We start from the raw sequence: 23,828 nt of genomic DNA on the forward strand, positions 1-23,828 counted from the left end.
TTATTTATCCCCTTTTAAATCAATTGTGTCATCCTTACCTTCCTCAAATGCTTTCTCTGATTTATCTGATGTAACAATGAAACTGTCTGAATTCATTGGTTTACGTTGAGTAATAGCTGCCATGATAATTCCACGATGTTGAACTAAGCGATTATATTCTGCAATCATATCTAAGATTTTCTTTTGGTTTCGATCAAATTCAATGCGTCCAGCAGAGATTTCATTTTGTAATTTTGTATATACTTCACCATTTAACTGAGGATTCTGCTCTTGAACCATTTTGAATAGCAAATCGCTGTCTTCGTATCTACCTGAAATTAAGTCAGTATATGTATCTTTCATTTGTTCCGCTTGAAGATCAGTAACTTGAGTCATTTCTGTGAATCGTTTCCACATTGCATCATAGTTACTTTCATTTGATTTAAGTTGTGCTTCAATTTGAGTCTCTAAGGTGACTGCTTCTCCACGTTGACTCCAAACTAACCCTGCTAAAGAAACTGCTACAATCACCCCTACAACAACGATTACTAAAAGACTAATTAATATTTTATTTTTCATGTATTTATCTCCTTTTTATAATTTATTTGTATACAATTTGTATTTTACAGACTGTCTAAAGCTTCCTTAATAGCTTCTTTAATCTGCTTTTTACTTGTTCCTTTAGTTACATCATAAGTAAAGTCGAATCCACATTTACAAGTACGCTCTACAATATCATCATCTATTTTTAGCGTCCCCTCACCATTTCCAACCAAACTGTTTCCACAGTTGGGGCAGTCATTAATCATCGGTGCTATTGTTAGATAAATCATTACATTCATTAATATTTCCTCCTTATAGATTTGATTTTTGCTTAAACTTTTCTAGAGCTTCATTGATGTTAATTACATCCAATCCATCTAAAACAGCTAATAATGTTAATACATTTAAAGGTGTGCCATTTACTAACTTCTCGACAATCTCTTTATTTTCTTCGCTTATTTCATTGTTCAACACATTGGTCCACTTACCATCAAAGAACAAATTAACTTCCATAGCCATCCCCTTCATTATTTAGTGATATTTTAATTGACTGTAGTTTTTCAGCTTGACTTATCAGCCATACAATATCGTCATTGCTTAATGTCTCAAGGACAGTGTCCATACTCAATCCATTCTCCAATCCCCATTCAATACCACCCTTTATCAAACTCAACCTTTTTTCATCTTCCATGTTTAATTCTCCTCTCTTTAACTTTTCTTTATTAATACTACTTCATATCCATCCAACTCATTTATTTCTTCAATTTCAACTGAAGGTTCTTCATAATCCTCAAAATACTCATTACATAGTTTACCTGTTTCTAACTCTGCATCTTCAATATTTCTAAAAACCATTAGCTTTGCCCATCTGTTATTGTCTTCATGAGGAAGTCCATTATCAAAAATAACATTGAAAAGTTTCAATTTGTTTCCCTCCTTAATTTAGATAAAGTATGAATTTTATAGCATAACAATTCTTTTAATATGGATTTTTTGAACAGTTGCATCTCCAAAAGTAACCCAATTCGTTTTTGACATTTCATCAATTAAATTTGCAAGTGTAAATTTTCCCTCTCTTCGAATAGTCACATCCATTAAATCTCCTTGCCCCAAATCAATCCGAAACTTGTAATCATTCATTTGACCATCTCCTTAAAAAGTTAGTTTTACTTTAAATATCTTCTTTTTGATCTGTATTGACAAACCATTTCCAATCATCTAAATTGACTAAGCTAAATCCTTCTGGCTGCTTTCCTGACTTATTAACATTAAATCTAGCTCCTGTTTTCTTATGTATAACCACAACATCTTTTCCCTTTAAGAATAGGGATAGTCCTTTTTGCTGAGTAATTGGGGTTTCTACTTGCCATCCATCTTTCAGTGCTGCAATATATTTAATTGGATTGTTTACATAGTAACTGTATAAACAATCACCATACCCACTAACTTCACTTAGGTTCTTAAAGTCAATTAGTTCTTTATAGTAGTTCTCAGGATTAATTTCATACATTTTAACAAAGTACATAATCGCTGTATCAACATCTTTAGGTAAGATATGTTTTGTCTTCCCCATTAAAATCATCCCTTCCTTTTATTAATTTATTTCTCTTTAAAATTATTATTTTAAAGAGATATGTGTTTATAACTTACTCAAATCAGTATGTAATTCAATTTGTTCTAAGCGCTTATTAGTAACCTCTATGTATTCACTTTCAGTTTCGAATCCAATCCACTTACGATTTAAATTAGTAGCCGCCACAGCAGTCGTACCTGATCCCATGCAATTATCTAAGACTGTGTCACCTTCATTGGTATATGTATTAATAAGATACTCAAATAATTCGACAGGCTTTTGTGTTGGATGTAATCGAAAATCTTTTTGATCTGATTTTGAATATGTAAGTAAGGTAACTGGATATCTTTTGTCTAGCGTTTCACCCACGAAAACATCTTGACTCTTTCCATACACTTGTTGAGTGCTTTTATTTGAGCTTTTACGTGGTTTTTCTCTTTCTCTCATCTGTGGATTGTATGTGCATTGCTTTTTATAAAAAACACAAATGTCTTCCACTGATTTTAAAGGTTGACGCTTTGCATTTAAATGTCCCACTCCACGTACTTTATCCCAATACCAGCAATACTTAAATAACTTAGGGTTACTCATAATTAAAGCACTAGTAAACGGCTGACTGGCTGTGAGAACAATTGCTCCATTATCCTTGATAACCCGTTCATACTGTTTCCACAATGGATCAAAAGGAATAATCTCATCCCACTTACATCTCGTTGTTCCATAAGGTAAATCACATAAAATCATATCGATTGATTTATCGGGAATTAATTTCATTCCGTCATCTGCCAAACAATCACGCTGGTAAATTCTATTTAACTCTAATTCTCCTAATAATTCTTTCATTTAAAAATCTCCCTTATAATTAATTTATTTTATTCAGAAAACCTTGTTATATCAACGTTTCTGAGCTTTAATATTTATGTAAAATCTGCATTTTACAGACTCTTAATTAATTTTATTTTTAATCTCTTTTACAGTTAAATGATTCAATTCTAAAGTTATTAAACACTTATCACCATAAACATCTAATCCCCTACTAATGTCAAAGATATTAGATTGATTTTCGGTAAGCGCATCCCCCACTAAAGGTAAGTCGCCATTCTTTTTCAATACTTCTACAGCATCTTTAATTAACTCTGATAGCATGTATTTTCTAGTCAATCTTCATCCTCCTCATCAGTTTCATATTTATCTTCATATTCAACTTCTATTTGTGACAAATACTTTAAGACCTCATCAAAATGTTTATACTCATCTGAAAAATGATTAACACTCTTTTCATTCTTTTCAATTAAAGCTCTCGTCACTAAACTCCCTGTTTGATCTCTCATTCTTCTTAATTCTGTTATCTCCATGTATATTTCGTGTAGTGTTTTCTTTACCTTCACATTCACACCTCTATCCATTAGCTCATATAATTTTTCACAAATTCCAACACTAACATATTTTCATCTAAAGTTCCCATGTGAATTAACCCATCATCTAATTGATTTACTAATTCTGCTAAAGTTGTATTATTTAGTTTTTCTAACTCTTCTTTAGTCAAATTCATTTCCAGCAACTCCTTTTACATTCACACTTGCAATAATCCTATCTGGTAAATATTCAATTTCACGATTCAGGACTTCGTATTTAATGTCTGAGATTTCTATCAAGTCACCTTTCATCGGAATAAATATGTGCCTTTTAAAACTTGGTTCAAACACTCTATGCAGCATTCTCCCATCAATATAAAAATTAACGATGTGATCCTTTGGTTCACTGATTTTTATCCCAATGATATCTAGTTTCCAATCTTTCATTTATTCACATCCTACTCTGTATGAAATGAGAATTTTCTTTAGAAATAATTCTTCTCCCATTTAATCACAATTCCTTTTTCAGCAACCTTTGGATTATGCAAAGTACTGTACCACCACGATCCATCCTCATAAAAGCCGACATGTTTACCTCCACTGTGAGTAGTAACAACTACTTTACGATTATTGCTAGGATATTTTGTAACCTTAAGATACTTTTTAACTAATGAAAGATACTCTCTTTCTCCTTCATCAGATACAGAAATTAAGTCATTTTTCAGTGGGTGTTTATAGCCTGTTTCCTTTCTGAATTTTTCAAGTTTCTTTTTTGCTGCTTCAAAATCACTGAAAAGAGTAGGGAATTCATCCTTATGTTTATGGAAAGCCCTGATTACCTGTACAGTTGTTCGAATCATATGTCAATCCTCTTCTCCTCTAAGATGTTTTGAGATATCACGATAAGTATCTGTGTCATAGCAATGTACATTACTCATTACATCCTGAGCTTCCTCCAATAGACCATTTGCTGTTTGCAACTTATCAAATAAAGCTAGGATAAGTTTATCTCCCACTAAATCTCTCCATTCTTCCCCATGTCTTAAAGCCTTGAAAACTCCATTGTTTAAATCCTCAATAATTTCATATTTATCAACTTTAATACTTCTCACGTTAACCTCTCCTTTTATCATTTTAAAATTGAATAAAGCCAAGATTTGATTCAATTTCATCCTCTTCTTACAGTCACAGTACCTCTTCCATTTAAATCAACTTCATTGTTATATACTTGTTTAAATAGCTGTTTATTATGATTCTTAAGCATTGCATTTTCAAACTTTAAATTCTCTATAGTTTTCTTTAATGACAAGTTCTCACTTTTCAATCTCCCATATCCTGCTCCTAATCCTTTATTATTCACTTTTCCATCTCCTTCTTGATATCATTCGGATTCAAATATGTAATTTCTTTATTCAATTTCTTGGCATAGTCAACGCAATTACCTGTGCCACCTTTTCCACCATTCCACACTGCTATCACGTACTGTGAGTTGTCTACCATCCACTCATTTCTCTTCTGCATACACCATCTTGTATATTCTTCATTTGTAACGTAATGAACTTCATCACATTTATCAATAATCATTTGCCATTCTTTTTTACTTTCTTCAATCCATTTATTATGTTGATTCTTACAAGGAACTGCTGCAATAAGTTTAATATGTGGATATTTTTCTTTTACCTTAAATACAATTCTAGCTGACCACATATCAATTCCTAGTGCCATTCCTGTAATAAATGTATCTACGCCTTTATTTTCAATATGATCCTCAATTATGTATTTCAGTTTCCAAAGTAACTTTTTATTTCCTTCTGTGTTAGGTTTGAAGCCAAATAAACTTTGTGGTCTATGTCCTGTAAAGCAGGCTATATTATTCATTTATTCCTCCTCACGATACACAAATTTATAAGTATCAACAGTATTGTCAATTGTAAAAGGTAGTCCTGTAAATAAAGCCAATTGTTTATTCATTCCTTTGTAATTCTTATCAACTATGATTACTTCATTAACTACTTGCTCATCAAACCATTCTTGATTAGCCTTAATAGCAATTGGTTGTTTAGCTAATTTTTCATGAAGTTGCTTAAGTTTTTCCATACTCTCTTTAAACTCAGGACTGTCTAGTTTAAATTCAATTTTTATCTTTGAGGAAGGAATCTCATCGTTCTCACGCATTCTATTTAGTTCATGCTTAAATGCATCCATTTTATCTTGATCCATCAGTTACTCTCCTCCCATTTCTTTCTTAACTAAAATCACATTTGCTTCCCTTAAGCTAATTTCTTCCTTCTCCATTATGTAGACATTATGCTTCTTCTCTCCATATTTGAGGCAAATCAATTCAACGATTTCTTCTGTATTATGTGCTGTGAATACTCCTTCACGATAAGCCCCATAAGCATGAAATTTAACTTTAAACGGCTTACGATTTAACATTAGTCCTCCCACACCTTATAATCATATTTTCCACTTTTAAGATCAGCGATTACTTTCATCAATGTATCAGCAGCTTTCTTATCTTCTGGATTTCTACTATTGAATAGGACTGATTCTTGTTCTACTAATTTATCAATCATCAACTTCTTATCTACCATTTTATTCTTCCTCCTTGATATCTGTTTTATATGCCCAAACTTCCTTACCCTTAAATTCCTCTGATTCAGCAATTTCTTTTGAACACCAGTTCCCTTCTTCATTAACAACAATTTTCATAAATTCTACAGGCTCAGTTACTTCTAAATCAAAATCTCTTGTTTCTGCTAGGTATTGTTTTGCATATCTTAAGAAGTCTGCTTCATTTGTATAAAGATCAACATTACTCAGAACCATAGTTCCATCCCAATTCTCATAAAACACATCTAATACATTTGATTTCATTCTTTTCTCCTCCTTATATTTAATTTGTTGATTTAAATATACTTTTTAAAATCTTCCTCTAACCATCGATAAATTTTCTCTAATCTCTCTTTGGTGAAATCTTCATGGTGCTCTTCATTGTAGTAATATTCAAGAGGGTGAACCCATTTTCTACTGTTGCAGTCTTTGCAGGCTGGAATACAATTACTTAAATCATCAGCTCCGTTATGAACTACATGTTCTTTATGTAAATCTTGACTATGTTTTTCTTTATGTTCTTCTACAGTTAGCCCACAGAAAGCACATGAGTCACCGAAGTATTCCTTACACATTGACCATTGCTCATTTGAAATTTCGTGATTCTTATTTTGTCTAGTTTTGTTATAGTTTGCGAACTTTTCTTTGTTCTCAGAGTAATAGTTCTTATGATACTCACGTATGTATCCTCTACTTTCTCTTCTCCACTTACGTTTTCTAAGTCGTTGCGCTTCCTTATTTACTTTATAGTAATTTTTCCTGTACTCTTTATAATAATCACTTTTCTTCAATTGGTTGATTCTTCCTCTTTCTATAGTGCATTCTATACAATCAGGACGAAAATATATGTATTTCTCACCATTAGCTTTTTTCTTTTCTTGTGAGTAAAATTCGCTCAATGGTTTTTCAATATTACATACTTTACAAATCTTCAAATAGGCACAGCTCCTTTTTTGGTTCGACCCATAATTTATGTAGTTTTATTATTTTGATTTTCCATAAACTTTCTTATTTGAATTAGTTCCTTCATTGATTTCTTTTGTAACTCTTCTCCGCACTCATCTACTAAATCTAATAATGCCTCTTGAAAATCTGATCTTAATGAAGACGGGCAGTCTAAAGAATTTGGTTTAGCATTTTCATACAATTCACCGCTTTCTGGACAACATTGTCCAAAACTGTTCCAATAGCAATGCTTATTGTTGCATTTCATGATAATTCCCTCCCATTTAATAATTTAACACCAATCAGAGCACCATTGTTTTTGACTCTGCAAAGCCTCTTCTAATAGACTCAAAAATTCATATGCTTCCTCCGAAGATAGTTTCCCATATTGCTTTTTACTGATTAAATCAGATAGCCTACTCCAATCCATATCACTCCTCCTCAAATAATTCATCAATATTCTTAACTGGTACAGCTTTCTTGTGTGTATCTTTAATCAATGTCATAAACGCATTTGTGATTTCTTCCTCTGTATATCCTTGTTTCTTTAAGTCGGAAACTGCTGCTTCAAGCATTCCCATAGTAGCTATTCTCTCCTTTTACATCTCTTATTTAGAATATACTTCCATTAACTCATCATTATGTGTATATTTTATAATTTATTTATTATGTTATTGCATATATATAAAGCTCTTAAGGATAATCCTTGCATCCTTAACTAAAATCATCGTATCATCGTTTCCTTTAAGTAATTTCTTCTGTGCTACTAATACTGGAAAGATGATTTTACGATTAGCACCTAACTTTAATCTACCTTTTTCTTCTTTATATAAGATAACTTGTCGCTTATCAGCATTACCTTTAACTCTAAACAAATCACCATATTCTAATCCCATCATATCTGACACTTTCTTTGGGATAGTTAAACTTATCGTGAAACTTTGTTCATGAGACTTAGCTTTAAAAATCTTATATCCATCAAGTATGTATTCGTATAATTGTTGTAACTCTTCTAATTTGAAGCTATTGAGTGATCCATGCGACCATTTTAGATTATCCACTAGGATTTTTACTAAGAAGTCTTTATCTTGTGTTACTGCTGTTGTCAAATAGCTTCACCTACTTCTTTAACACGTTTCATTACAGTCATAAATTTAAATGACTCTGTTTTATAATGATTTCTAAATGTCTTAGCATTATTGTTATGGTTCTTAATCGAAAATTTACTTCCATAGTTATGTACTTCTTGAATAGGGAACATGCACTCATATCCTAAAGCTTCGTATTTTCTTACTTTCTTATAACAAGCTAATTTATCTCGTCCTTCAATTCTAATTTTATCTTTACTAGTCCATGCATTATTTCTTGCTGCCATTTCTTTTTCCTCCATATATTATAATTGTTTAACTTTCTTCTTTAACTACTGTAAAGTAATGTACTGCGATCATTATTAATATTACAATTAGATAATTCAATTTAAACTCTCCTCATTATGTAAGACTCAATTCTAATTCTCTTCTCTCTTTGCCGACCTCTTCAAACCACTTCTCATCCTTAGTATGTACAGCCATTAGTTGAAACTGGTGTAAAACCCCTAGTCTATCTAACTTTGCTTGCTTCTCCTCTTTAGGCGTATTATCTTCCATTAGTAATCCTTCTTTGACATAAATCATTGCTCGTGATTGAATCTTTAAATCTCTGTTGTCAGCATATGTATAATAAGTAAATTCTACTCGATAACGCTTAACTCCTTCAATTATGTCATGATCCACACCTTTTACTGTTCCATATCTCATCATCTTTCCGTCTTGATATTTTACTTTGTCTTCCTCAACAAATCTCAATTTTTACAACTCCTTTTATATTGGTTATAATTATTTTACTTTAATTTATTTGATTGTGCAATCATTATTTTATTTATCTTTCAATGCACTGTAAAGATTGAGCAATAGTTCTTCTGCATCTTCTTTTGGAACAACGGTTGTATATTGGTAATCAGGTTGGTACGATAATTTGTCTTCAACAGCTTGCTTAATTCTATCCATAAGATAATTTAATTCTACCGTTTCACGGTGATTATACTCAGTAATATACTCTTTATCAAAAAACATTTTCATTCCTCCATATATTTTAATTTTAAAACTGTATAAATGAATCAATTTATCTTAAAGTTACTTTTTATCTTTTTTAGTTCGCGTATCGCCAAATATTTGTGACCTGCCTTAGTTAATTTAACTCTCTGAACATTGGAAGCTAGTTTTACAGATTCCATCAAGCCGATGCTCATTAAATATGGAACAACCTGATAGTAAATAAAATGCTTAGCGTCACTCATGCCTTTCCTATTATCAATTCCCAATGCAAAAGCATTTTGATGGCTAACTAGAATATCTAACAATGTCCCTTCATCCTCGTCTATTCTAAGTATGTTGTCTTTATTTACATATGTTTTATCCTGAAGGTAGGTTGTAATCTCATCATAATAATAATCACCAATTAAATCTTTTTTGTCGATCATTTCTCTTAATCTTTTTACTTCATCCTTAATCTTAATGTTTTCTTTTAGCAGTTTAGCATTTTCTTTATCTGTGTTTCGATAATTGATTAATTCTTTTCCAGAAACCCAACCAGTCACAGATTTGTCGCCTTCATACTCTTTTAGAGATTCATAAACCACTAACTTAATATCTTTTATATCATTGTAAAATTTAGATATTTTATTAAGTACCTCATTCTTAAAACCTTGATAAAGCATATAGTTTTCTTTTTCTATTACTTCATGACCTTCTTTTTTCACTTTTAATTGAAGGGCATCATCACTTATAACTATAGAAAATCTTGGTTTACCTGATTCTCCCGCATAATCATATTCCCAGTGTGTATAGCTCTTACCACTCTCTTTTTCAATTGACCCATACCTACCTCCGAGTATTAGCATGTAAACATCTGACTCATCGATCCATTTCTTTATTGTTTCTTTTTGCGATTGATCACCAGATTTGAATAGCTCCATTCCAGCAGGTATATGTCCTGCATTAAGCACTGACTGAACAGCCACTTGTCTTTCCTCTTGTAAATCTAAATATGTAGATGATATAAAAACTTGCAATTTCTTTTTCATTTTTCCTCCTCCTTTTAATTCTAAATAAAGTAGTTGTTTTAAACAGAATCAGTTACCTTTATTATGAATTGTGAAATTTCCATACTATACCTTCATCTTGGCTTCTTATATGTATACGATGTATGTTAGGTTTGTCTTCCTGATAGTAATTTAGATCAACAGATGCTTCGTCTTTAGAAAAAACTTCCTCAATAAATCCTACGTGTCCTGCGTTGTGATACCTGTGATTGATTAATAGTTCTATGTCTCTTTTTTCATTTGTAAACATAATCTCTCCTCCATTACTCTAAAATTAATAATCGCTTGCATACCCCTTGTTAAATGCTTCATTCAATCTCTTACACCACTTATTAGCCTGCTTTAATGTCAGAGCATCGGAAATATACTCTCTGCCAAAACGGTCTTTGAAATAAATTGCGTAGCCCTTACGTGATTCCTCAACATAATACATGTCTATCTCCTCCTATTCGTATAAAACAAATCTTTTATGTTAAATTACTCCTTCTGTGTAGTCAAACATACACAGTAAATAGCTGTCTTTGATTTTAATTTCTAAATATTCATCATAGTCAAGAATATATTCAATTTCACCTAGACTATTTAACAAAGAGACTGTCTTACTGACCGTCTTTTCAATATCTTCAACTTTAATCACAGTGCTGTATCTTGTATTGTTATCTTCTAATGTATTGGAAATCATCAAAAATTTAATGTCGTCTTTAATTTGATTTCTGATTGCTGTGCTTACCGATTTAATTAATTTATCTGCTTTATCTTTATACTCCATGTCTCCAAACATTTCGTACAGAATCTTATAGTCCTTTATTTCTTGTGAGTCAATCTTCTTCATATTCGCTATCATATTAACACTCCTTATACAGTCTTATTTTTATGAAACGTAAGCCTTTTTAATGAAGTCAATTGTGCTTTCTTTATTTTTCATATTAGTTGTTTCTATGTAATTTATTAATCTTTGCATTTCCTTTTCACGGTCTTCCATGCTGAGATTATTGTCTTGTTCATTCTTATAAACTTGATCCACTACAAAAGCTTTAATACGAAACTCTAAATCATGTTCAGCATTTTTCTTAATCTGTTTAACAAAGCTAATTCCTAAACACATTGCTGCGAATATAACTGGTGTCAAAACAAACAGAGGGTTATTAATTTGGCTAGTCAAGTCATTATTACAGACTGTGACAAAACCACCAACTACTCCAATTCCTAGTGCTCCTATTCCTAATCTTTCAAATAAATCATTTTTCATTATTGAACCTCCCTTTGCCATTCTTTATAAGTCTTTTTTCCATGATATATCTCTCTAGGTAGGTATCTCATCCACTCAACAATTTCCCATCCATAGCCAGTTCTAGGTGTAGTGATATATGACCGATCAATTGTCATATGGCTTCCACCTAAAGGTTTTGTACCATTATGAAAAATATCAAGTAATTTTTCTTTCTTATATTTAGTACGACAAATGTACTTGTTGCCATTATTCAAGTTTTTCAATATGTAAAACGGCATTTTTACACCTCCCGAAAAGACCGTTAAATCGACATTCTTGAAAGCTAAAATTTGCATAAAATCATTCTTTCATTTAAATTTCTTCAGTCAAAACTTCAGCCAATTCCTCATTGGTAATCTTTAAAACCTTAAACACTTTTTGATAATCAGACATCGTCACAGAACTATTTCCACCTTCAATTCTAGTAATTGTCTCAAACGTAACTCCAGCCTCGTCTGCTAAACCCTGTTGAGAAAAATTAGTCTGCATTCTCTTTGCAAAAGCAAGATGACCAAATCTCGCTTCAATACTGTTGAGTAAAGTTTCATACATTTCTGGACTGTTATTCTTTAAAAAGTCCTTACCTATTTTCATGAAATTAGCCATTACGCTTCCTCCTTTTCATCGACCATTTTTCTATATATTTCTTTGCATTCTTCTAAAAATCTTTTACGTTTCTCATCATTCTTATGGGCTTCGAACAACTCAATAAATTCTCTACTCTTATCCTTATCAATTATCCAAGCTCTATTCTTATGTAAATCCATTTAATCACTCCCTTTTAACTATAGGTTTATCAATATCAAACCACATACTCCAAACATTATAAACACTGCTACAAATAATATCATTCCGAATGTGTCCCAAGGAATCTTGAGCATAATTTACTTAACCTCCTCAAATCCTTGTTCAATGTATGAATAGTAAGCAAAGCTGTTTCTCAAGCATGTTTTAGTTTCACCTTCTGAGTTAATCATAGTAAGAGTGTCTTTCTTCATTTCTTCTTCCCAACTAAATTTGTTTTCTCCCAATGTCTCGTTTAACTCATTTGCGCTTGCTTGGAATATATCATATATTATGCGATACTCTTTTGCCCATGCACTGTCTTTTGAATAAGAAGTAATTAAGGATACTATATTTCTTGCTTTAATAATTAATTCCTTTTCATTCATCTTAGTCATCTCCTTTATTTCAATCTGCTCTCTTCCTCTTTAATTATCTCACCACAATCCATGCACTTTGTTACTGTCATTATTGATGTTACAGTGTAGAATCTTGTAGGGTATGATTCTTTCTTTGTGTTGTCGTGTGAGCACTTATTATCCAATTAAGTCACTCCTTAAAATATGCCTTATAATCCTCAATGTCAGCGTCTCTTTGATTAATTCTTAGATTTTCGTCCCATTCAAATTTATCTGATTCTGCAATTTTTGCTATCTGTAAATCTACCCATAGTCTACTACCAAACTTTTTAAGCTCTGTTTTCAGTTGATCCAAATCTTGAATATCTTCTTCTGAATCTACAATGTAAATTTCAACCTTATACGCTTTAGCCATTTTACCCCTCCTTATTTATCTTTCCATTGGTGTATAGGTTTATCTGTAAGGAAATCCATAGTATATCCCCTATATCCGCTATTAATCAATCCTAATTGCATCTTATATTTTCCTAACGTGGATTTAAGGTCTAATATCTCATTGCATACCGCCATGAATATTTTTTCGTTTCTTATTACCTCTAAATCTTTATTTAGTTGATCCATTTCGTTTTCTGTGTCTCTTATATTACTCATTATCTCTTTTTTTAACGCCTGTATTTCATCTTCTGTATACAAAGTTTTCTCCTCTATTTCAATCTCCTCCTCTAATTAAATAAATTTTAATAATCAAAAACGTACATTCTTTTTCCTTGTTTAAAGTGGTAATAAACAATATCTGTCTTAAGTTCTGTTTCTACATCCACACATTTATAAACTTCAGAACTACTAACAGTAATCATATCTCCAATGCCATAATTAAAACGTGTAACCTCTGGCTCCTTCACATTCCCATGGACATCTATCCAGACAATGTATTTATTCATTGTAATTACTCCTCATCCTTTAATTTGTTAACGTACATCCCCACGTTACCTAATGTAGCCTTTGAAATATTTTGACTTTTCTTCTAAAGACCTAATATAACCAGAGATATAATTTTCTGCTACTTTTTCATCAATTAAGCTTTGCTCTGATAGGTGGTAAACCATTTCAATTTTAGCAACTTCTTCTGAAATTTCTTGTGCATAACGTCTTACGAAACTTAGTCGATATTGAGTAATTCCATGTTTACTTTTCATAGTAAGTTCCTCCTTATTAACTATTTCCTTTATGTATTTTCTAGCTTTTCTTGTTTCTAAAATCGAAAGTTTAGCAATTGCTTGGATTACTCCATCATGTTTTCCTGCAAAATAACCATAAGCATAGCTATCTGTTGAGGCTTGATCTCGTTTCTTTTCATATTCTTCAGCGTCTTTAAACAAAATTTCAGCCCACTCATCTAAAAGTTTGTCATAATCTAATTTAATGTAATCTACGTTTTTCATTCTTCTCCCCTCCTATTTAAGCTCTAATCTTGTTAAAGAAGCTTCTCAATTCCTCTTCACTTTCTCCTTTATCTACAGCAAAGTTAATATATCCTTCCATTTGATCCTCTGACATCAATTTAAATGTGTTAATTAAGTTTTCATATGTATTAAGATTGTTTAATGCCTCTTTTTCTAATTTATAGCTTTCTAGGCTGACTATTTTTCTATTTGGCATTTTATCACCTCCTTAAAAGCCCATAAAATCAACGTTTCTGAAACACTAATTCTGTATAAAATTCCACTTTTACAGACTTATTAATTCTGTCGCTATCAATGGGTCTTTATTAAAGTTGCCTCTAAGTCTTCTTGCTGAGTTTGAGAGTCTGTCTGCGTCTTGATTTAATGTTCGTTTAATCCAGTAAACTTCACGAAGTGCAATTGGATTGTGATATTTTGCAGCTACGCTAGAGTTATCAGTGAATATTTTGGTCATTCCTTTAGGAATTCTCTTTTCTTTCATTATTTTAAAAAGATATTCCATAGCTAACTCTTCAACTTGTTGACTGTACCTGCAACCTGAAACTACTCTCTTTTCTTCATAAAACCTTTCGCCATTTTTATTTATAACTATTCCTATTCCAGCAGCAATTCTATCTTTCTTTTTAACAAATGATCCATCGACATAAGCTTCAAATTTATAGTGACTATATTTTTCTTTCAGCTCAAATTCTTCTCGTTCTTTTTTTAATTCTTCTATTTTATCCATTAACTCCTCAATTTCTAAATTTAACTCCTCAATCTTTTTGACGTACTTGAGCATATCCTCTCTCCTCCTTTTTATAGCTTCAAACTTCCTTTGTAAGCATCTCTTATATCTTAATTCCTAGCCAACTCATAATCTTATCAAATGCACATGTTTTCGCTTCTCTTATGTATTCATCATATGTAATTAATCCTCGCCTATAATACCTATCCATCTTGGCTGCCTTGATGACAAACATTATCTATCCTCCTTCTGATTTATTATAAATTATTTTATATTTATAATTTATTAACTTTATTTTATAATATTCATTTTTATTTGTCTAGCACTTTTTTCCTTAAATTTAAATAAAATTTCTATTCCATTGAAATGTGTGGTATAATGGAATTCCCTTAACAACTAGTTAGGAATTTTGCTGTAAATACCATGCTACATCTAAAAAGAAAGACACGATTCTTTTACTATTCTGGTTCGTGTCTTTCTTCATGTTGTTTGCAGAATTTAATCTGAGTACGATTGTTTTTATAATATGTATAAGATCAGTATTAAGTTTTAGTTATGTATGTTATTCGGTGCTGTCCATCAATACTTCTGCTATTAATATTATGAGTAATTTCTTCGTACTCACATCAAATCCAGCAATTTAACCACCATCCTATTCAGAAAGTTTTTAATTACCCATCTTGCTTAATAAAGACATATAGCCTTTTCTCATATCAGCAGCAATCTTCTCTTTATATTCTTTCTCAGCTTCTAAACGCATTCTTTCATTATACTCTTCATAACTTTCTTTATTCTTTAACTTTCTCATCTCATTAAATTGAACGATCATTGTAACTCCTCCTCATATGGTTCTCTTTAAGTTACTCTCATTATAGCACCACCTTTAGAGGAATACAATACTTTTCGTTATAATTTTTTAATTTTTTTCAACTCAAAGAAACCTTACTGTAGAGGGGTTTGTTGCAGAATATTTAGTTTGCCTTTAAAAAATTATCTTTATCTCTGTGATTTTGTGTGTTTTCTTCTGTCTCACATTCGCATCTTGGATCATGGATGTGTCGCCAGCAATAGGTGCATGTATCTTCTTGTTGTATTTTAATTCCTAGTTTAATCATTAGAGGTAAATATGCCATCTGAAGCCTTTGTAGTGTATAGTCCTTCTTCATCTAATACATAACCATCCTTTTACTAGCTGAGGAGTTAAAATGTTCTTACTTTTCATTTTTAATTTTTAAGAACATTTCCGTTAAAATACAAATGACACATAGCTCGTAAGCCATGTGTCAGAAATTTTCCTGTGCCATTATTTTGTTGACTCTCTATGTATAATAATATATGTGTGCCTGCCCGTTGTCAATAATTTTTTAACTATTTAATTAATAACTTTCAAAAAATAATCATCCACGACCAGGTTGAGCCATGTAAGTTTCTGCTACATTTTGCTCCATTTGGTAAGCAGTGCCAACTCCAACAATAGCAACGATAGCGATAACTGCTACTAAAAGACGTTTTTTCATATTCTCACCTCCTTTCAGGCATAGGATGTTATGCTAGTAAAGATTCAATAATATAATCATACTCTCCTAGTTTCTCTAATTCAATCACTGGCATCATTCTGTAATGTTTATCTCCAGATGAATTGAAATGTGTTGCTGATCTAACGTGGTATTCTCTTTCGTTTGTTAACAATCCTTTGTAAAAGTAGTAGAAAGCTTTATCTAAATTGTCCATTCTACTCTCTTCAAATGAATCTAAACACATTTGAGCTTTTTCATTTTCACCTACAGAGATGTAGTAAAACGCTTGGTTGTAGTCACTGTAATCTCCTTCATTGATTTCTTGACCATCGTAAGAATTCTTTTTCCAATACGTTTTGCAGAAATCAATACTGTTTTTAACCTGTGTAAGTCTATCGTTATCATTAAAGTAGTTAGCTAGTTTAGTTGCTTCATTAAAATAACTCATTGCAACTTCATAGTCATACATGATATACCCATTACCCATATTCATTAATACAAAGATATCAAGTGGGCATCTATTTTCAGTCAAAAGTGCTTCTTTTCCTAACTTTTCAGTTTTCTTATAATCCCCTTGTCTTAACGCTAATGATACTTTAACTGCATTTAATCTTTTTTCGTAACTGTCTTTGATGTATCCACCCTTGATATTTTCAAAGTGTCTTGTAAGTGTCTTCAGTTCTCTCTTAGCAGGCTTGAATTCAGTTTCTTTAATGTAAGCTTTTAAAAGTAATAAGCTTGCCATAAACTCCATTTCATCACTCTTAATCTTTAGCTCATCTACCTTTTCTTCAAGTGTTTCTAATTCCATCTTATCTGCCACAAGACTCAATGTGTAGACACTGTACCATTCTTTCCCTTTTGCATTCGTAGAAGTTGAAATTCTGCTAATTAAATTCTTAAGCATTTCTTCTTTTTCGTAAAGAGAAGCGTACTCTAATGCATCCCTTATTAATTGATTGTTAGGCTCAAGATCATTGCAGTAATCAACAAGAATTTCCTCATGATCCCTTGGAAAAGTCAATTCCACCAATTCCACTAAAGAATTTAAACTGTCTATTTCTTTAGTTTCACCACTTACAAACTTGTAAATTTGCTGAGGTGTTTTGATCCCCTTAATATTGTTAGCTGCTCTTACTGGAAGTCCCTTATCATCGTCAAACTTATTTTTCATCATTTGCTTTAATTTAACCACTTTGTTTCCTCCCTCCAATTAGCTGACTTATCTTGGTGTGTTTTTCTATAATCTTATCTTACCATCATTTTCTAATGTTGTCTATACTATTTTTATAATTTTTTAATTTAATTTTCTTGAGCTGCTAATTTCATTTCTGTTCTGATCGATGCTTTCCTAACTACTGTCTCTAACATTTCGTCTAGTTCAAATTTCTGTACATCATAACGTTTAAATGTTTCAAGTTGCTCATCATCCATCACTATTGCAATCTCATTAACAAAAATCTTTACAGCTTCTTCATATGTAAGATCAAAATCCAATTCTTCTTCAATTGTACTTTCTAATAAACTATTCATTATGTATGACCTCCATCAAGTTAATTAATTTCTTAATTCCTTAACTTACTTTCATCTTACACTACATTATATTAGAATGCAACTCTTTTATTACTAAAATTATAATTTATTTATTATTAAAAAGAAAACCGTCCAAAAGTAGGACGGAATTACGATTTAACCTTTTCTAATACGGGTTCTTTTGTAAATAAAATCAATTCAAGTAGTGGAATAATCTCTTTTTGTTCTTTATTAACTTTAACTTGACTGAAAACCTCAATTGTTTCCTCATAAGTAAACTGATCCATAATCTCTTTGATTAATTTAGCATCGAACATTTAACATCGTTCCCTTCCTTCTTGGTATACTTTATGATATGCGCCTATGCTTGGGTGGTTTACTAATTTATTATTAATTTTTTAATTTAAATAAAAAAAAACAACCAGTATTAACTGGTCGCATTGTCATTCTTATCATGTTCAGGTGTAAATGGCTGATAGTTAACCTCTCTTCGCTTTTTCAATGTATCTATATACTTACCTTTATCATCTATAACTAACAATCCATTACTTATTCTCAATTGCTTAATAACCTCTAATCCTACAGCAAACAATGCTAAGAATCCTGCGACCACGAAATAAGCCGCTGCTTTAGTTGAGTTAATAATAAAATTATAAGCATCAGCCCCAACGTAAACATTCTGAGGTGTTACGTCCTCATCCTCATCATCTGAATAGTAATCATCCTCTTCATAATCACTTGTAGGAGCTGATTCATACACCCATAACTTATATGCTCCGATGACACCGAAGAATACGGATAAAGTTAAAAACGCAATTATGATTGTTTTATATACAGTTGCATTAAACATGCATAAACCTCCTCTTATTTAGCTTTTGAATGTAAATAATGCATTGTGAACATCATAGAGCAATTGATTAATTAATTTTTCGTTTAACTCAAAGAACTGGAATTTTAAAATAGAGTCCTCTTTTACAGTTATTAAAGAAGAGTATATTTGTTTGAGTCTTGAAAATTCCTCATATCTATTTAAGTTTTTGAGCTGTGCAACAAAGAATCTAATCTCAACATACTTAACTGCATTTCTAGCTCTAATTGTTGATAAGTCTTTGCCAGCTAAATAAATAGCACCGAACTGTTTGTCTAGATTAGGGTGTTCAATTTCATATGTTGAGTGATTTTGTGTTATGAATTGTGTAGGAAGACCCCATATATTGAGTGTGAGCGCCATGTGATCTTTGATTCTTTCCGCTTCATTTAATTCAATGATGTATCCTAAGTCTCTCGTCATATCTTCACTCTCCTACATTAGAATGACTGTTCGTTTGACGGTCTGTATTCAGCTTCTTGTTTTTGCTCTTTTAAAACTAAACAATTTGTAATAATATCGTGTAATCCTTGTTTTTTATCAGTAAAACTTGCCATGATGTAGCCGATGTAAAAGATTAATCCAGAGATGATCTTTGAAAAGTATCTTCCTGTCGCTCTACCAAATGAAATTCTTCTTCCATTCATATCTGTTACTTTAAGTCCCACAGCTTTCTTACCTACAGTTGCTTGCCATTTTGAGCTTTCTAACAATGAGAAATATAAGAACACTGCTACAATTATAATTAGATTTTGAAAAACATCTGCTATTAATGGTTCATACATTGCTGCTTGAATAGGATAAAATAAGAATCCTACTGTAAAACTAAAGGCGAAAACTATTCCAATGTCAATCCCCATAGCTCCTGCTCTTAACCAAAAACCTGCATATCGATAAGTTGGCTTTGATGCACTTCTTCTAGTTTGCTGAGGCTTTTCTTTAGGCTCTATATTTCTATGCGCTCTCTCTTCTTGCTCTACATTTTCCTTTTCTAAATTTACATTATTACTTTGCAAAGAAGCTCCACACTTTCCACAGAACTTAGCTCCTTCACTACTCTTCTCTCCACATTGACCACAGTACATTTTAACAACTCCTTTTTATTTATTAACTTTTCTTCCACTCCATAATGAGTATGCTAAAACTATAGCTATAATGACGCTTAGATAAAAACAAACTGTACTAATGTCGTTCCATACTCCAATCAATGACTCTCTTTGTTTTATAATTGATTGAAATTTAGAAGAAAAAGAAACCTTTTCATCACATTCTTGATCGACTGTTAAACCGTTAGGACATTCAAATGTAACTGTAGAAGCTTTGATACGCTCTGCAAATATGTTGGGGTTTTCCATTTTAATTTTTTCAACATGGTTAGCAGATAAAGCGTACATAAAAGATGTCGTTACAAATACTACAAGTATCAATAAATTTCTAACATTAATGTTATTAACCATTTCTCTCTTCCCTTTCCACTTTTTCCTGTATTATCTATAATAACATTAATGCAGTAATAGTTTAATAGCTAAATTATATTTTCTGGATAAAAACATCAATTTATACAGTCCATGTATGCTTATCAATGAATTCTGCGATTGTTTCCAACGTAAACTCATCCTTAACTATCCTAACTACAAAATCATCTACTACAGAATCGCTCATTGTAAACTTTAAGCCATTTATATATAGAAATGTAATCATTGACATTAAGGCAGTTCGTTTGTTTGCATTATAAAAAGCATGATTCTTTGCTATTGCATGAAGCAAGACTGCTGCTTTGTCAAAAACAGTTTTATAGGCATCTTCCTCAAGTAACGTTTGTTGAGGCTTATAAACTGCCGATTCAAGTAACGCTCTGTTTTTAACACCCATTTGTTCGTTATCATTGTACATTAGTATCATTCGTTTATTTATCTCAATTACTTGCTCAATTGTAAGGTATTTAATCATTTGTCAACTAACCTTTTAAATGCACCATCGTAATTAGCGATTCCGAAATTGAAAGCATCTTCAAAGTTTTTCTTTTCAGTTTCTTTAATTAACTTTCTTGCATATTCTTCAACCAATTTTAATTTCTCTTCAGGTAGTTTGTTTAAAATTCCATCTAATTCCTCTCTTAACATTGCCATTATTACCACTCCTCTTTTTAAATAGTATACCCTATTTCAATTGTTTGAGTAAAATCACTATTCCATTGAATTAACTATTGCTTCAAACATCCTCCATCCATTTCAGGAGATAGCGTTCCTTCTTCAACTGCTCTCATAACTTGATCACAATATCTAGATGTTCGACTATACCCTTCCTCATCAATTTCCTTTTGAACTTGTGCCTTAGCTTCATCAGAAAACTTAGCATCTTGTTCAGCAATAATTTCAGCCTCATATGCCTCTTGCTCCGCTTGTTCCTTAGCTAATCTTTCTTCCTCTTCCTTATTCAATTGTTCCTCAATCTCAGCTTCTTCAGCCCATGTTTCAGCTTGATTAGCTTCATAATTATCAATTGTTTCTTGACTAACTGCTTCGCCATTATCATTTTTATCTGCATGAGATAATTCTTCATCATTGTTTTCTTTTTCTTGTTGAGCTGCTATACGTTGTTGTTCGGCAATCTTTTGTTGTATTTGTTGTTCAGCTAGTTCCTCTTGTCGTTTAGCTTCTGCTTCTTCCTTTGCTTTCTGTTCAGCCAATTCTTTATCCTTTTGTTCTGCTGCTACCTTTTCAGCATGAGCACGAAGTTCTTTTTGTTCCTTCTGTGTTTGTTGAGCTTCAGACTTTTTATCTAATTCTTTATCTTCTGACTTCTTTTCAGATACTTCAGTCTTACTATGTCTATTTAAAGAATCATCATCTTTATTGTCTTTCTCACAAGCTCCCATAGTTAAACCAACAGATAACAAAACAGTACCAATTAACAACTTTTTCACAGTATTCTCTCCTTTATATTTACTTAATTAGTTTCTGCAATGGAAGAAATAAAGCTTGTATTCTTGGTTAGACTCATCAAAAAGAAGATCACCAAGATGCTCTGCTCCTTCTTCTCCTCTTGTTGCTAACGTAATGCCAATATCATATTTGTCAGAAGGGTATCGCTTGATAAACTCTTTAGCATCTTGCTTACCTTGTTCAATTGCTTGCTCTTCGCTAAGTTCTGAATGTGGTACAGTTTCATAGAATTTTTTAACTACAAAATAACTTTCAATTTTTGTTTTTGAAGCTGAGTGGAAGTCATCTTCATCACTACGTCCAATTAGAGGAATTGTATACTCTCGAAAGAATACGTCTTGGAGGATTTCTTTTCTATCTGGATTAAATAAACCAATATAATAGTCATGCTCAAATAACACTTCTTTTGCAAACTGATTCATCTTTTCCCCATAGCTTTTTGTAGGATATTCTCCTTTAGGCGTAACTGTTAAGAGTGGATAGCATTTTCTATCAATCCCTAATTTACCCATATAAGTTGTAATAGACATTCTCAAAAACTCCTTTTTATTTTAATTTTATCATATATTAGAAGAAACTGTAAGAAGTGTTCATGCTGTTTTAAATTCTGATTCCGTACATATGACGTTCTTTTTCTCTCATTAATGCTTGAAATTCATGAGGAAACTCATCAGCGAAATTAGTCATAATTGTTATGTCTTCCTTAGACAAACCTTGATCTAATCTGCTTATAATTTCATATGCCTCCTCAATAATCTTTACACCTTCTTGAGTGTATATGTTCATCTGACTCACAACTTCATATAAGTCTCTCATAATTTATTCCTCCCTAATATTTAAATAAAATCCTTGTTTCGTAGAAACTTACTTCCATCTACCTCTCAACCTTTTATCTTCCTCGAAAAGCTGTCGAATCTCTTTTTTATGCTGCTCCCTTCTTTTTTCAGCATCTTTTTGAAACAATATATAAACAATTATCATAAAGGGAGTGACAGCTATAAGTCCCAAAGGTATACCTAACATAAATGCTATTCCTGACATATCCATTACTGTTCCTCCTTTTCAAAGTCAGGCAAGTAAACAGGTACTAACATTTCTTCAACATGACCATAATTCTCGTCACCTGAATCATCTCTGCCTATGTAGGTGAAAAGCTTCCCATCGCCTTTTCTTCTTATTTTATCTCCAATCTCCAATTTATTCTTCATTGTTCACTACAATAGGAACATAATTAAGTCTACTACAAGATGGGCATAATGTTTTTGGATAACCTTTATAAAAGTGAATTGGCTCAAATCTTTTTGAAAATACATACTCACAGTTCCCACACATCATTTTCACTTTAGGGCTTTTTCCAAATAATGTACTAATCGATGTATTCCACATTGAATAAGCTTTAACTCTAATTGCTTCCATGTTTCACCCTCCTCATGTATTATTCTCCACTTACATTCAACTCAATTTTAAGTCCTAAAACTTCTGTTAACTTTACCATTGTGTCTAATCTAGGAATATCAATTCCATTTTCAATTCTTGAAATTGTCTTTTGAGGTACACCAGAAATTCTTGATAGCTCACGCTGAGACATTTCTTTTCTATCCCGAGTAGCCATGATCTTTCCTACAATTTCCAGAGCGATGTAGGTCGCATTATCATTCTCTTTTAATTCTTTTCTAATATCATCGAAATTCTTCATCACTGTTCTTCCTCCTATTTCTAGATAAAAAGCTTATCTTATACAGTCTTTCGTTTGCTTAGATTCATTAATTCTACTTTATGATACAGTGCTTTGATTTCTTCAGTGGTTAAACTTACATTGCTACCATATTTATCTGTGACAGTATAAGTGTCTAATTCGTAAATAGACTCTTCAATGCTTACTCCATTAATCACTTGTTCTTTCTTCAATTATAATCACCCTTTTTAATTTATTTGTTTTTAATACTTGAGCAAAATTAATTTCTGCTCAGTCGTTCATATTCAGTTTCTAATTTGTAAACACGTTTATTCAGTGCTTGAGTTTTATCTTCAATATCTTGATCGACACGTTTTAAAATTGCGATTACATCCTCATTTTGACTAACTTCGATACGATTCACCGCTTTCTCAATATTATCAACTTTATCTGATAGATTTTTAAAATCTTCCTTCATTTCTTTTTGTCCTTGCTTCAATCCATTTAATTTAGTTAAAATTTGTTTTAACATTTCTTCCAT

The 23,828-nt window shown here is 31.7% G+C and carries 63 protein-coding genes; all 63 read right to left on the bottom strand.

What is annotated here, in order from left to right; all coding sequences use genetic code 11:
• Positions 1-558, bottom strand: a complete 558-nt coding sequence (locus WKH56_RS20160) for a hypothetical protein (protein ID WP_342836375.1) — start codon at positions 556-558, stop codon at positions 1-3.
• Between the two features lie 44 nt (positions 559-602).
• The gene (locus tag WKH56_RS20165) at positions 603-821 is read right to left on the bottom strand and encodes a DUF3797 domain-containing protein (RefSeq protein WP_342836377.1); all 219 of its coding nucleotides are present in this window, start codon (positions 819-821) and stop codon (positions 603-605) included.
• 13 nt (positions 822-834) lie between these two features.
• Entirely contained in the window at positions 835-1,035 is a 201-nt protein-coding gene (locus tag WKH56_RS20170; protein ID WP_342836378.1) for a hypothetical protein, read from the bottom strand.
• Complete coding sequence (locus WKH56_RS20175) at positions 1,025-1,213, bottom strand: hypothetical protein (protein WP_342836379.1); 189 nt, start codon at positions 1,211-1,213, stop codon at positions 1,025-1,027. Before WKH56_RS20175 ends, WKH56_RS20170 begins: the two co-directional genes overlap by 11 nt.
• Before the next feature lie 17 nt (positions 1,214-1,230).
• Positions 1,231-1,446 carry a hypothetical protein gene (locus WKH56_RS20180; RefSeq protein WP_342836380.1) on the bottom strand — a complete coding sequence of 72 codons (216 nt, stop codon included), beginning with the start codon at positions 1,444-1,446 and terminating at the stop codon, positions 1,231-1,233.
• 36 nt (positions 1,447-1,482) lie between these two features.
• Positions 1,483-1,662, bottom strand: coding sequence for a hypothetical protein (locus tag WKH56_RS20185; RefSeq protein WP_342836382.1), 180 nt, complete (start codon positions 1,660-1,662; stop codon positions 1,483-1,485).
• Between the two features lie 31 nt (positions 1,663-1,693).
• The gene (locus tag WKH56_RS20190; protein ID WP_342836383.1) at positions 1,694-2,095 is read right to left on the bottom strand and encodes a hypothetical protein; all 402 of its coding nucleotides are present in this window, start codon (positions 2,093-2,095) and stop codon (positions 1,694-1,696) included.
• Positions 2,096-2,161: 66 nt separating this feature from the next.
• The gene (locus tag WKH56_RS20195) at positions 2,162-2,938 is read right to left on the bottom strand and encodes a DNA-methyltransferase (RefSeq protein WP_342836384.1); all 777 of its coding nucleotides are present in this window, start codon (positions 2,936-2,938) and stop codon (positions 2,162-2,164) included.
• Positions 2,939-3,040: 102 nt separating this feature from the next.
• Entirely contained in the window at positions 3,041-3,256 is a 216-nt protein-coding gene (locus WKH56_RS20200; protein ID WP_342836385.1) for a hypothetical protein, read from the bottom strand.
• Complete coding sequence (locus WKH56_RS20205; RefSeq protein ID WP_342836386.1) at positions 3,253-3,483, bottom strand: hypothetical protein; 231 nt, start codon at positions 3,481-3,483, stop codon at positions 3,253-3,255. Before WKH56_RS20205 ends, WKH56_RS20200 begins: the two co-directional genes overlap by 4 nt.
• Before the next feature lie 17 nt (positions 3,484-3,500).
• Positions 3,501-3,647, bottom strand: coding sequence for a hypothetical protein (locus tag WKH56_RS20210; RefSeq protein ID WP_342836388.1), 147 nt, complete (start codon positions 3,645-3,647; stop codon positions 3,501-3,503).
• Complete coding sequence (locus WKH56_RS20215) at positions 3,634-3,897, bottom strand: hypothetical protein (RefSeq protein WP_342836389.1); 264 nt, start codon at positions 3,895-3,897, stop codon at positions 3,634-3,636. Before WKH56_RS20215 ends, WKH56_RS20210 begins: the two co-directional genes overlap by 14 nt.
• Before the next feature lie 38 nt (positions 3,898-3,935).
• Positions 3,936-4,310: a hypothetical protein gene (locus WKH56_RS20220; protein ID WP_342836390.1), complete on the bottom strand. Its 375-nt coding sequence runs from the start codon at positions 4,308-4,310 to the stop codon at positions 3,936-3,938.
• 3 nt (positions 4,311-4,313) lie between these two features.
• Entirely contained in the window at positions 4,314-4,616 is a 303-nt protein-coding gene (locus WKH56_RS20225) for a hypothetical protein (protein ID WP_342836392.1), read from the bottom strand.
• 2 nt (positions 4,617-4,618) lie between these two features.
• Positions 4,619-4,810: a hypothetical protein gene (locus WKH56_RS20230; protein ID WP_342836393.1), complete on the bottom strand. Its 192-nt coding sequence runs from the start codon at positions 4,808-4,810 to the stop codon at positions 4,619-4,621.
• Entirely contained in the window at positions 4,807-5,328 is a 522-nt protein-coding gene (locus WKH56_RS20235; RefSeq protein ID WP_342836394.1) for an SLOG family protein, read from the bottom strand. The genes WKH56_RS20230 and WKH56_RS20235 overlap by 4 nt, the downstream gene beginning before the upstream one ends.
• Entirely contained in the window at positions 5,329-5,670 is a 342-nt protein-coding gene (locus WKH56_RS20240) for a hypothetical protein (protein ID WP_342836396.1), read from the bottom strand.
• A 3-nt stretch (positions 5,671-5,673) separates the two neighbouring features.
• Positions 5,674-5,886: a hypothetical protein gene (locus WKH56_RS20245; protein WP_342836398.1), complete on the bottom strand. Its 213-nt coding sequence runs from the start codon at positions 5,884-5,886 to the stop codon at positions 5,674-5,676.
• Positions 5,886-6,044 (bottom strand): hypothetical protein, encoded by a 159-nt coding sequence (locus WKH56_RS20250; RefSeq protein WP_342836399.1) that lies wholly within the window; start codon positions 6,042-6,044, stop codon positions 5,886-5,888. The genes WKH56_RS20245 and WKH56_RS20250 overlap by 1 nt, the downstream gene beginning before the upstream one ends.
• Position 6,045: 1 nt before the next feature.
• Positions 6,046-6,327, bottom strand: a complete 282-nt coding sequence (locus WKH56_RS20255; protein WP_342836400.1) for a hypothetical protein — start codon at positions 6,325-6,327, stop codon at positions 6,046-6,048.
• 32 nt (positions 6,328-6,359) lie between these two features.
• Complete coding sequence (locus tag WKH56_RS20260; protein WP_342836401.1) at positions 6,360-6,998, bottom strand: HNH endonuclease; 639 nt, start codon at positions 6,996-6,998, stop codon at positions 6,360-6,362.
• 35 nt (positions 6,999-7,033) lie between these two features.
• A complete protein-coding gene (locus WKH56_RS20265) occupies positions 7,034-7,276 on the bottom strand; it encodes a hypothetical protein (protein WP_342836402.1) in 243 nt (80 codons plus the stop codon).
• Positions 7,277-7,300: 24 nt separating this feature from the next.
• Entirely contained in the window at positions 7,301-7,438 is a 138-nt protein-coding gene (locus WKH56_RS20270) for a hypothetical protein (protein WP_342836403.1), read from the bottom strand.
• A 1-nt stretch (position 7,439) separates the two neighbouring features.
• Positions 7,440-7,589, bottom strand: a complete 150-nt coding sequence (locus WKH56_RS20275; RefSeq protein WP_342836404.1) for a hypothetical protein — start codon at positions 7,587-7,589, stop codon at positions 7,440-7,442.
• 90 nt (positions 7,590-7,679) lie between these two features.
• The gene (locus tag WKH56_RS20280; RefSeq protein ID WP_342836405.1) at positions 7,680-8,117 is read right to left on the bottom strand and encodes a hypothetical protein; all 438 of its coding nucleotides are present in this window, start codon (positions 8,115-8,117) and stop codon (positions 7,680-7,682) included.
• Positions 8,114-8,383, bottom strand: a complete 270-nt coding sequence (locus WKH56_RS20285) for a hypothetical protein (protein ID WP_342836406.1) — start codon at positions 8,381-8,383, stop codon at positions 8,114-8,116. The genes WKH56_RS20280 and WKH56_RS20285 overlap by 4 nt, the downstream gene beginning before the upstream one ends.
• A 115-nt stretch (positions 8,384-8,498) precedes the next feature.
• Complete coding sequence (locus WKH56_RS20290; protein ID WP_342836407.1) at positions 8,499-8,852, bottom strand: hypothetical protein; 354 nt, start codon at positions 8,850-8,852, stop codon at positions 8,499-8,501.
• A gap of 69 nt (positions 8,853-8,921) precedes the next feature.
• Positions 8,922-9,119, bottom strand: coding sequence for a hypothetical protein (locus WKH56_RS20295; protein WP_342836409.1), 198 nt, complete (start codon positions 9,117-9,119; stop codon positions 8,922-8,924).
• A gap of 44 nt (positions 9,120-9,163) precedes the next feature.
• Positions 9,164-10,129, bottom strand: coding sequence for a DUF4062 domain-containing protein (locus tag WKH56_RS20300; protein WP_342836410.1), 966 nt, complete (start codon positions 10,127-10,129; stop codon positions 9,164-9,166).
• 61 nt (positions 10,130-10,190) lie between these two features.
• Positions 10,191-10,397: a hypothetical protein gene (locus tag WKH56_RS20305; RefSeq protein ID WP_342836411.1), complete on the bottom strand. Its 207-nt coding sequence runs from the start codon at positions 10,395-10,397 to the stop codon at positions 10,191-10,193.
• 24 nt (positions 10,398-10,421) lie between these two features.
• Positions 10,422-10,580, bottom strand: a complete 159-nt coding sequence (locus WKH56_RS20310; RefSeq protein WP_342836413.1) for a hypothetical protein — start codon at positions 10,578-10,580, stop codon at positions 10,422-10,424.
• Between the two features lie 39 nt (positions 10,581-10,619).
• Complete coding sequence (locus WKH56_RS20315; RefSeq protein WP_342836414.1) at positions 10,620-10,991, bottom strand: hypothetical protein; 372 nt, start codon at positions 10,989-10,991, stop codon at positions 10,620-10,622.
• Positions 10,992-11,018: 27 nt separating this feature from the next.
• On the bottom strand, positions 11,019-11,396 hold the full coding sequence (locus WKH56_RS20320; RefSeq protein ID WP_342836415.1) for a hypothetical protein: 378 nt from the start codon (positions 11,394-11,396) through the stop codon (positions 11,019-11,021).
• The gene (locus tag WKH56_RS20325) at positions 11,396-11,656 is read right to left on the bottom strand and encodes a hypothetical protein (RefSeq protein WP_342836416.1); all 261 of its coding nucleotides are present in this window, start codon (positions 11,654-11,656) and stop codon (positions 11,396-11,398) included. Before WKH56_RS20325 ends, WKH56_RS20320 begins: the two co-directional genes overlap by 1 nt.
• A 73-nt stretch (positions 11,657-11,729) precedes the next feature.
• On the bottom strand, positions 11,730-12,023 hold the full coding sequence (locus WKH56_RS20330) for a helix-turn-helix domain-containing protein (protein ID WP_342836418.1): 294 nt from the start codon (positions 12,021-12,023) through the stop codon (positions 11,730-11,732).
• Positions 12,023-12,184, bottom strand: a complete 162-nt coding sequence (locus tag WKH56_RS20335; RefSeq protein WP_342836419.1) for a hypothetical protein — start codon at positions 12,182-12,184, stop codon at positions 12,023-12,025. The genes WKH56_RS20330 and WKH56_RS20335 overlap by 1 nt, the downstream gene beginning before the upstream one ends.
• Before the next feature lie 117 nt (positions 12,185-12,301).
• Complete coding sequence (locus WKH56_RS20340; protein WP_342836420.1) at positions 12,302-12,589, bottom strand: hypothetical protein; 288 nt, start codon at positions 12,587-12,589, stop codon at positions 12,302-12,304.
• 160 nt (positions 12,590-12,749) lie between these two features.
• On the bottom strand, positions 12,750-12,974 hold the full coding sequence (locus WKH56_RS20345; protein ID WP_342836421.1) for a hypothetical protein: 225 nt from the start codon (positions 12,972-12,974) through the stop codon (positions 12,750-12,752).
• Positions 12,975-12,985: 11 nt separating this feature from the next.
• On the bottom strand, positions 12,986-13,252 hold the full coding sequence (locus WKH56_RS20350; RefSeq protein WP_342836422.1) for a hypothetical protein: 267 nt from the start codon (positions 13,250-13,252) through the stop codon (positions 12,986-12,988).
• Between the two features lie 44 nt (positions 13,253-13,296).
• A complete protein-coding gene (locus tag WKH56_RS20355; RefSeq protein WP_342836424.1) occupies positions 13,297-13,500 on the bottom strand; it encodes a hypothetical protein in 204 nt (67 codons plus the stop codon).
• Positions 13,501-13,545: 45 nt separating this feature from the next.
• Positions 13,546-14,001 (bottom strand): hypothetical protein, encoded by a 456-nt coding sequence (locus WKH56_RS20360; protein WP_342836426.1) that lies wholly within the window; start codon positions 13,999-14,001, stop codon positions 13,546-13,548.
• A 16-nt stretch (positions 14,002-14,017) separates the two neighbouring features.
• On the bottom strand, positions 14,018-14,218 hold the full coding sequence (locus tag WKH56_RS20365; protein WP_342836428.1) for a hypothetical protein: 201 nt from the start codon (positions 14,216-14,218) through the stop codon (positions 14,018-14,020).
• Between the two features lie 69 nt (positions 14,219-14,287).
• Positions 14,288-14,803, bottom strand: coding sequence for a ribonuclease H family protein (locus WKH56_RS20370; protein WP_342836430.1), 516 nt, complete (start codon positions 14,801-14,803; stop codon positions 14,288-14,290).
• 49 nt (positions 14,804-14,852) lie between these two features.
• Entirely contained in the window at positions 14,853-14,984 is a 132-nt protein-coding gene (locus WKH56_RS20375) for a hypothetical protein (RefSeq protein ID WP_342836432.1), read from the bottom strand.
• Between the two features lie 432 nt (positions 14,985-15,416).
• Complete coding sequence (locus tag WKH56_RS20380) at positions 15,417-15,578, bottom strand: hypothetical protein (protein ID WP_342836434.1); 162 nt, start codon at positions 15,576-15,578, stop codon at positions 15,417-15,419.
• 716 nt (positions 15,579-16,294) lie between these two features.
• Entirely contained in the window at positions 16,295-17,461 is a 1,167-nt protein-coding gene (locus tag WKH56_RS20385; protein ID WP_342836436.1) for an AimR family lysis-lysogeny pheromone receptor, read from the bottom strand.
• Positions 17,462-17,568: 107 nt separating this feature from the next.
• On the bottom strand, positions 17,569-17,799 hold the full coding sequence (locus tag WKH56_RS20390; RefSeq protein ID WP_310877072.1) for a hypothetical protein: 231 nt from the start codon (positions 17,797-17,799) through the stop codon (positions 17,569-17,571).
• Positions 17,800-17,948: 149 nt separating this feature from the next.
• The gene (locus WKH56_RS20395) at positions 17,949-18,116 is read right to left on the bottom strand and encodes a hypothetical protein (protein WP_342836439.1); all 168 of its coding nucleotides are present in this window, start codon (positions 18,114-18,116) and stop codon (positions 17,949-17,951) included.
• A gap of 110 nt (positions 18,117-18,226) precedes the next feature.
• On the bottom strand, positions 18,227-18,649 hold the full coding sequence (locus tag WKH56_RS20400) for a hypothetical protein (protein ID WP_342836440.1): 423 nt from the start codon (positions 18,647-18,649) through the stop codon (positions 18,227-18,229).
• A gap of 18 nt (positions 18,650-18,667) precedes the next feature.
• Complete coding sequence (locus WKH56_RS20405) at positions 18,668-19,090, bottom strand: hypothetical protein (RefSeq protein WP_342836441.1); 423 nt, start codon at positions 19,088-19,090, stop codon at positions 18,668-18,670.
• Between the two features lie 17 nt (positions 19,091-19,107).
• The gene (locus WKH56_RS20410) at positions 19,108-19,752 is read right to left on the bottom strand and encodes an RDD family protein (RefSeq protein WP_342836442.1); all 645 of its coding nucleotides are present in this window, start codon (positions 19,750-19,752) and stop codon (positions 19,108-19,110) included.
• Positions 19,753-19,767: 15 nt separating this feature from the next.
• Positions 19,768-20,124 carry a hypothetical protein gene (locus tag WKH56_RS20415; protein ID WP_342836444.1) on the bottom strand — a complete coding sequence of 119 codons (357 nt, stop codon included), beginning with the start codon at positions 20,122-20,124 and terminating at the stop codon, positions 19,768-19,770.
• A 100-nt stretch (positions 20,125-20,224) separates the two neighbouring features.
• Positions 20,225-20,617: a type II toxin-antitoxin system death-on-curing family toxin gene (locus tag WKH56_RS20420; protein WP_342836446.1), complete on the bottom strand. Its 393-nt coding sequence runs from the start codon at positions 20,615-20,617 to the stop codon at positions 20,225-20,227.
• Positions 20,614-20,796, bottom strand: a complete 183-nt coding sequence (locus tag WKH56_RS20425; RefSeq protein ID WP_342836448.1) for a hypothetical protein — start codon at positions 20,794-20,796, stop codon at positions 20,614-20,616. The genes WKH56_RS20420 and WKH56_RS20425 overlap by 4 nt, the downstream gene beginning before the upstream one ends.
• A gap of 74 nt (positions 20,797-20,870) precedes the next feature.
• Positions 20,871-21,593 (bottom strand): hypothetical protein, encoded by a 723-nt coding sequence (locus WKH56_RS20430; protein ID WP_342836450.1) that lies wholly within the window; start codon positions 21,591-21,593, stop codon positions 20,871-20,873.
• A gap of 27 nt (positions 21,594-21,620) precedes the next feature.
• Positions 21,621-22,142: a hypothetical protein gene (locus WKH56_RS20435; RefSeq protein WP_342836451.1), complete on the bottom strand. Its 522-nt coding sequence runs from the start codon at positions 22,140-22,142 to the stop codon at positions 21,621-21,623.
• Between the two features lie 70 nt (positions 22,143-22,212).
• Positions 22,213-22,428, bottom strand: a complete 216-nt coding sequence (locus WKH56_RS20440) for a hypothetical protein (RefSeq protein WP_342836452.1) — start codon at positions 22,426-22,428, stop codon at positions 22,213-22,215.
• Between the two features lie 48 nt (positions 22,429-22,476).
• Positions 22,477-22,659, bottom strand: coding sequence for a hypothetical protein (locus WKH56_RS20445; protein WP_342836453.1), 183 nt, complete (start codon positions 22,657-22,659; stop codon positions 22,477-22,479).
• On the bottom strand, positions 22,659-22,820 hold the full coding sequence (locus tag WKH56_RS20450; RefSeq protein ID WP_342836454.1) for a hypothetical protein: 162 nt from the start codon (positions 22,818-22,820) through the stop codon (positions 22,659-22,661). The genes WKH56_RS20445 and WKH56_RS20450 overlap by 1 nt, the downstream gene beginning before the upstream one ends.
• Positions 22,810-23,028 (bottom strand): hypothetical protein, encoded by a 219-nt coding sequence (locus tag WKH56_RS20455; RefSeq protein ID WP_342836455.1) that lies wholly within the window; start codon positions 23,026-23,028, stop codon positions 22,810-22,812. The genes WKH56_RS20450 and WKH56_RS20455 overlap by 11 nt, the downstream gene beginning before the upstream one ends.
• 19 nt (positions 23,029-23,047) lie before the next feature.
• Positions 23,048-23,308: a helix-turn-helix domain-containing protein gene (locus WKH56_RS20460; protein ID WP_342836456.1), complete on the bottom strand. Its 261-nt coding sequence runs from the start codon at positions 23,306-23,308 to the stop codon at positions 23,048-23,050.
• A 38-nt stretch (positions 23,309-23,346) separates the two neighbouring features.
• Complete coding sequence (locus WKH56_RS20465) at positions 23,347-23,520, bottom strand: hypothetical protein (protein ID WP_342836457.1); 174 nt, start codon at positions 23,518-23,520, stop codon at positions 23,347-23,349.
• Between the two features lie 47 nt (positions 23,521-23,567).
• Positions 23,568-23,828: a hypothetical protein gene (locus tag WKH56_RS20470; RefSeq protein WP_342836458.1), complete on the bottom strand. Its 261-nt coding sequence runs from the start codon at positions 23,826-23,828 to the stop codon at positions 23,568-23,570.

This window comes from Priestia sp. SB1, from assembly GCF_038898415.1.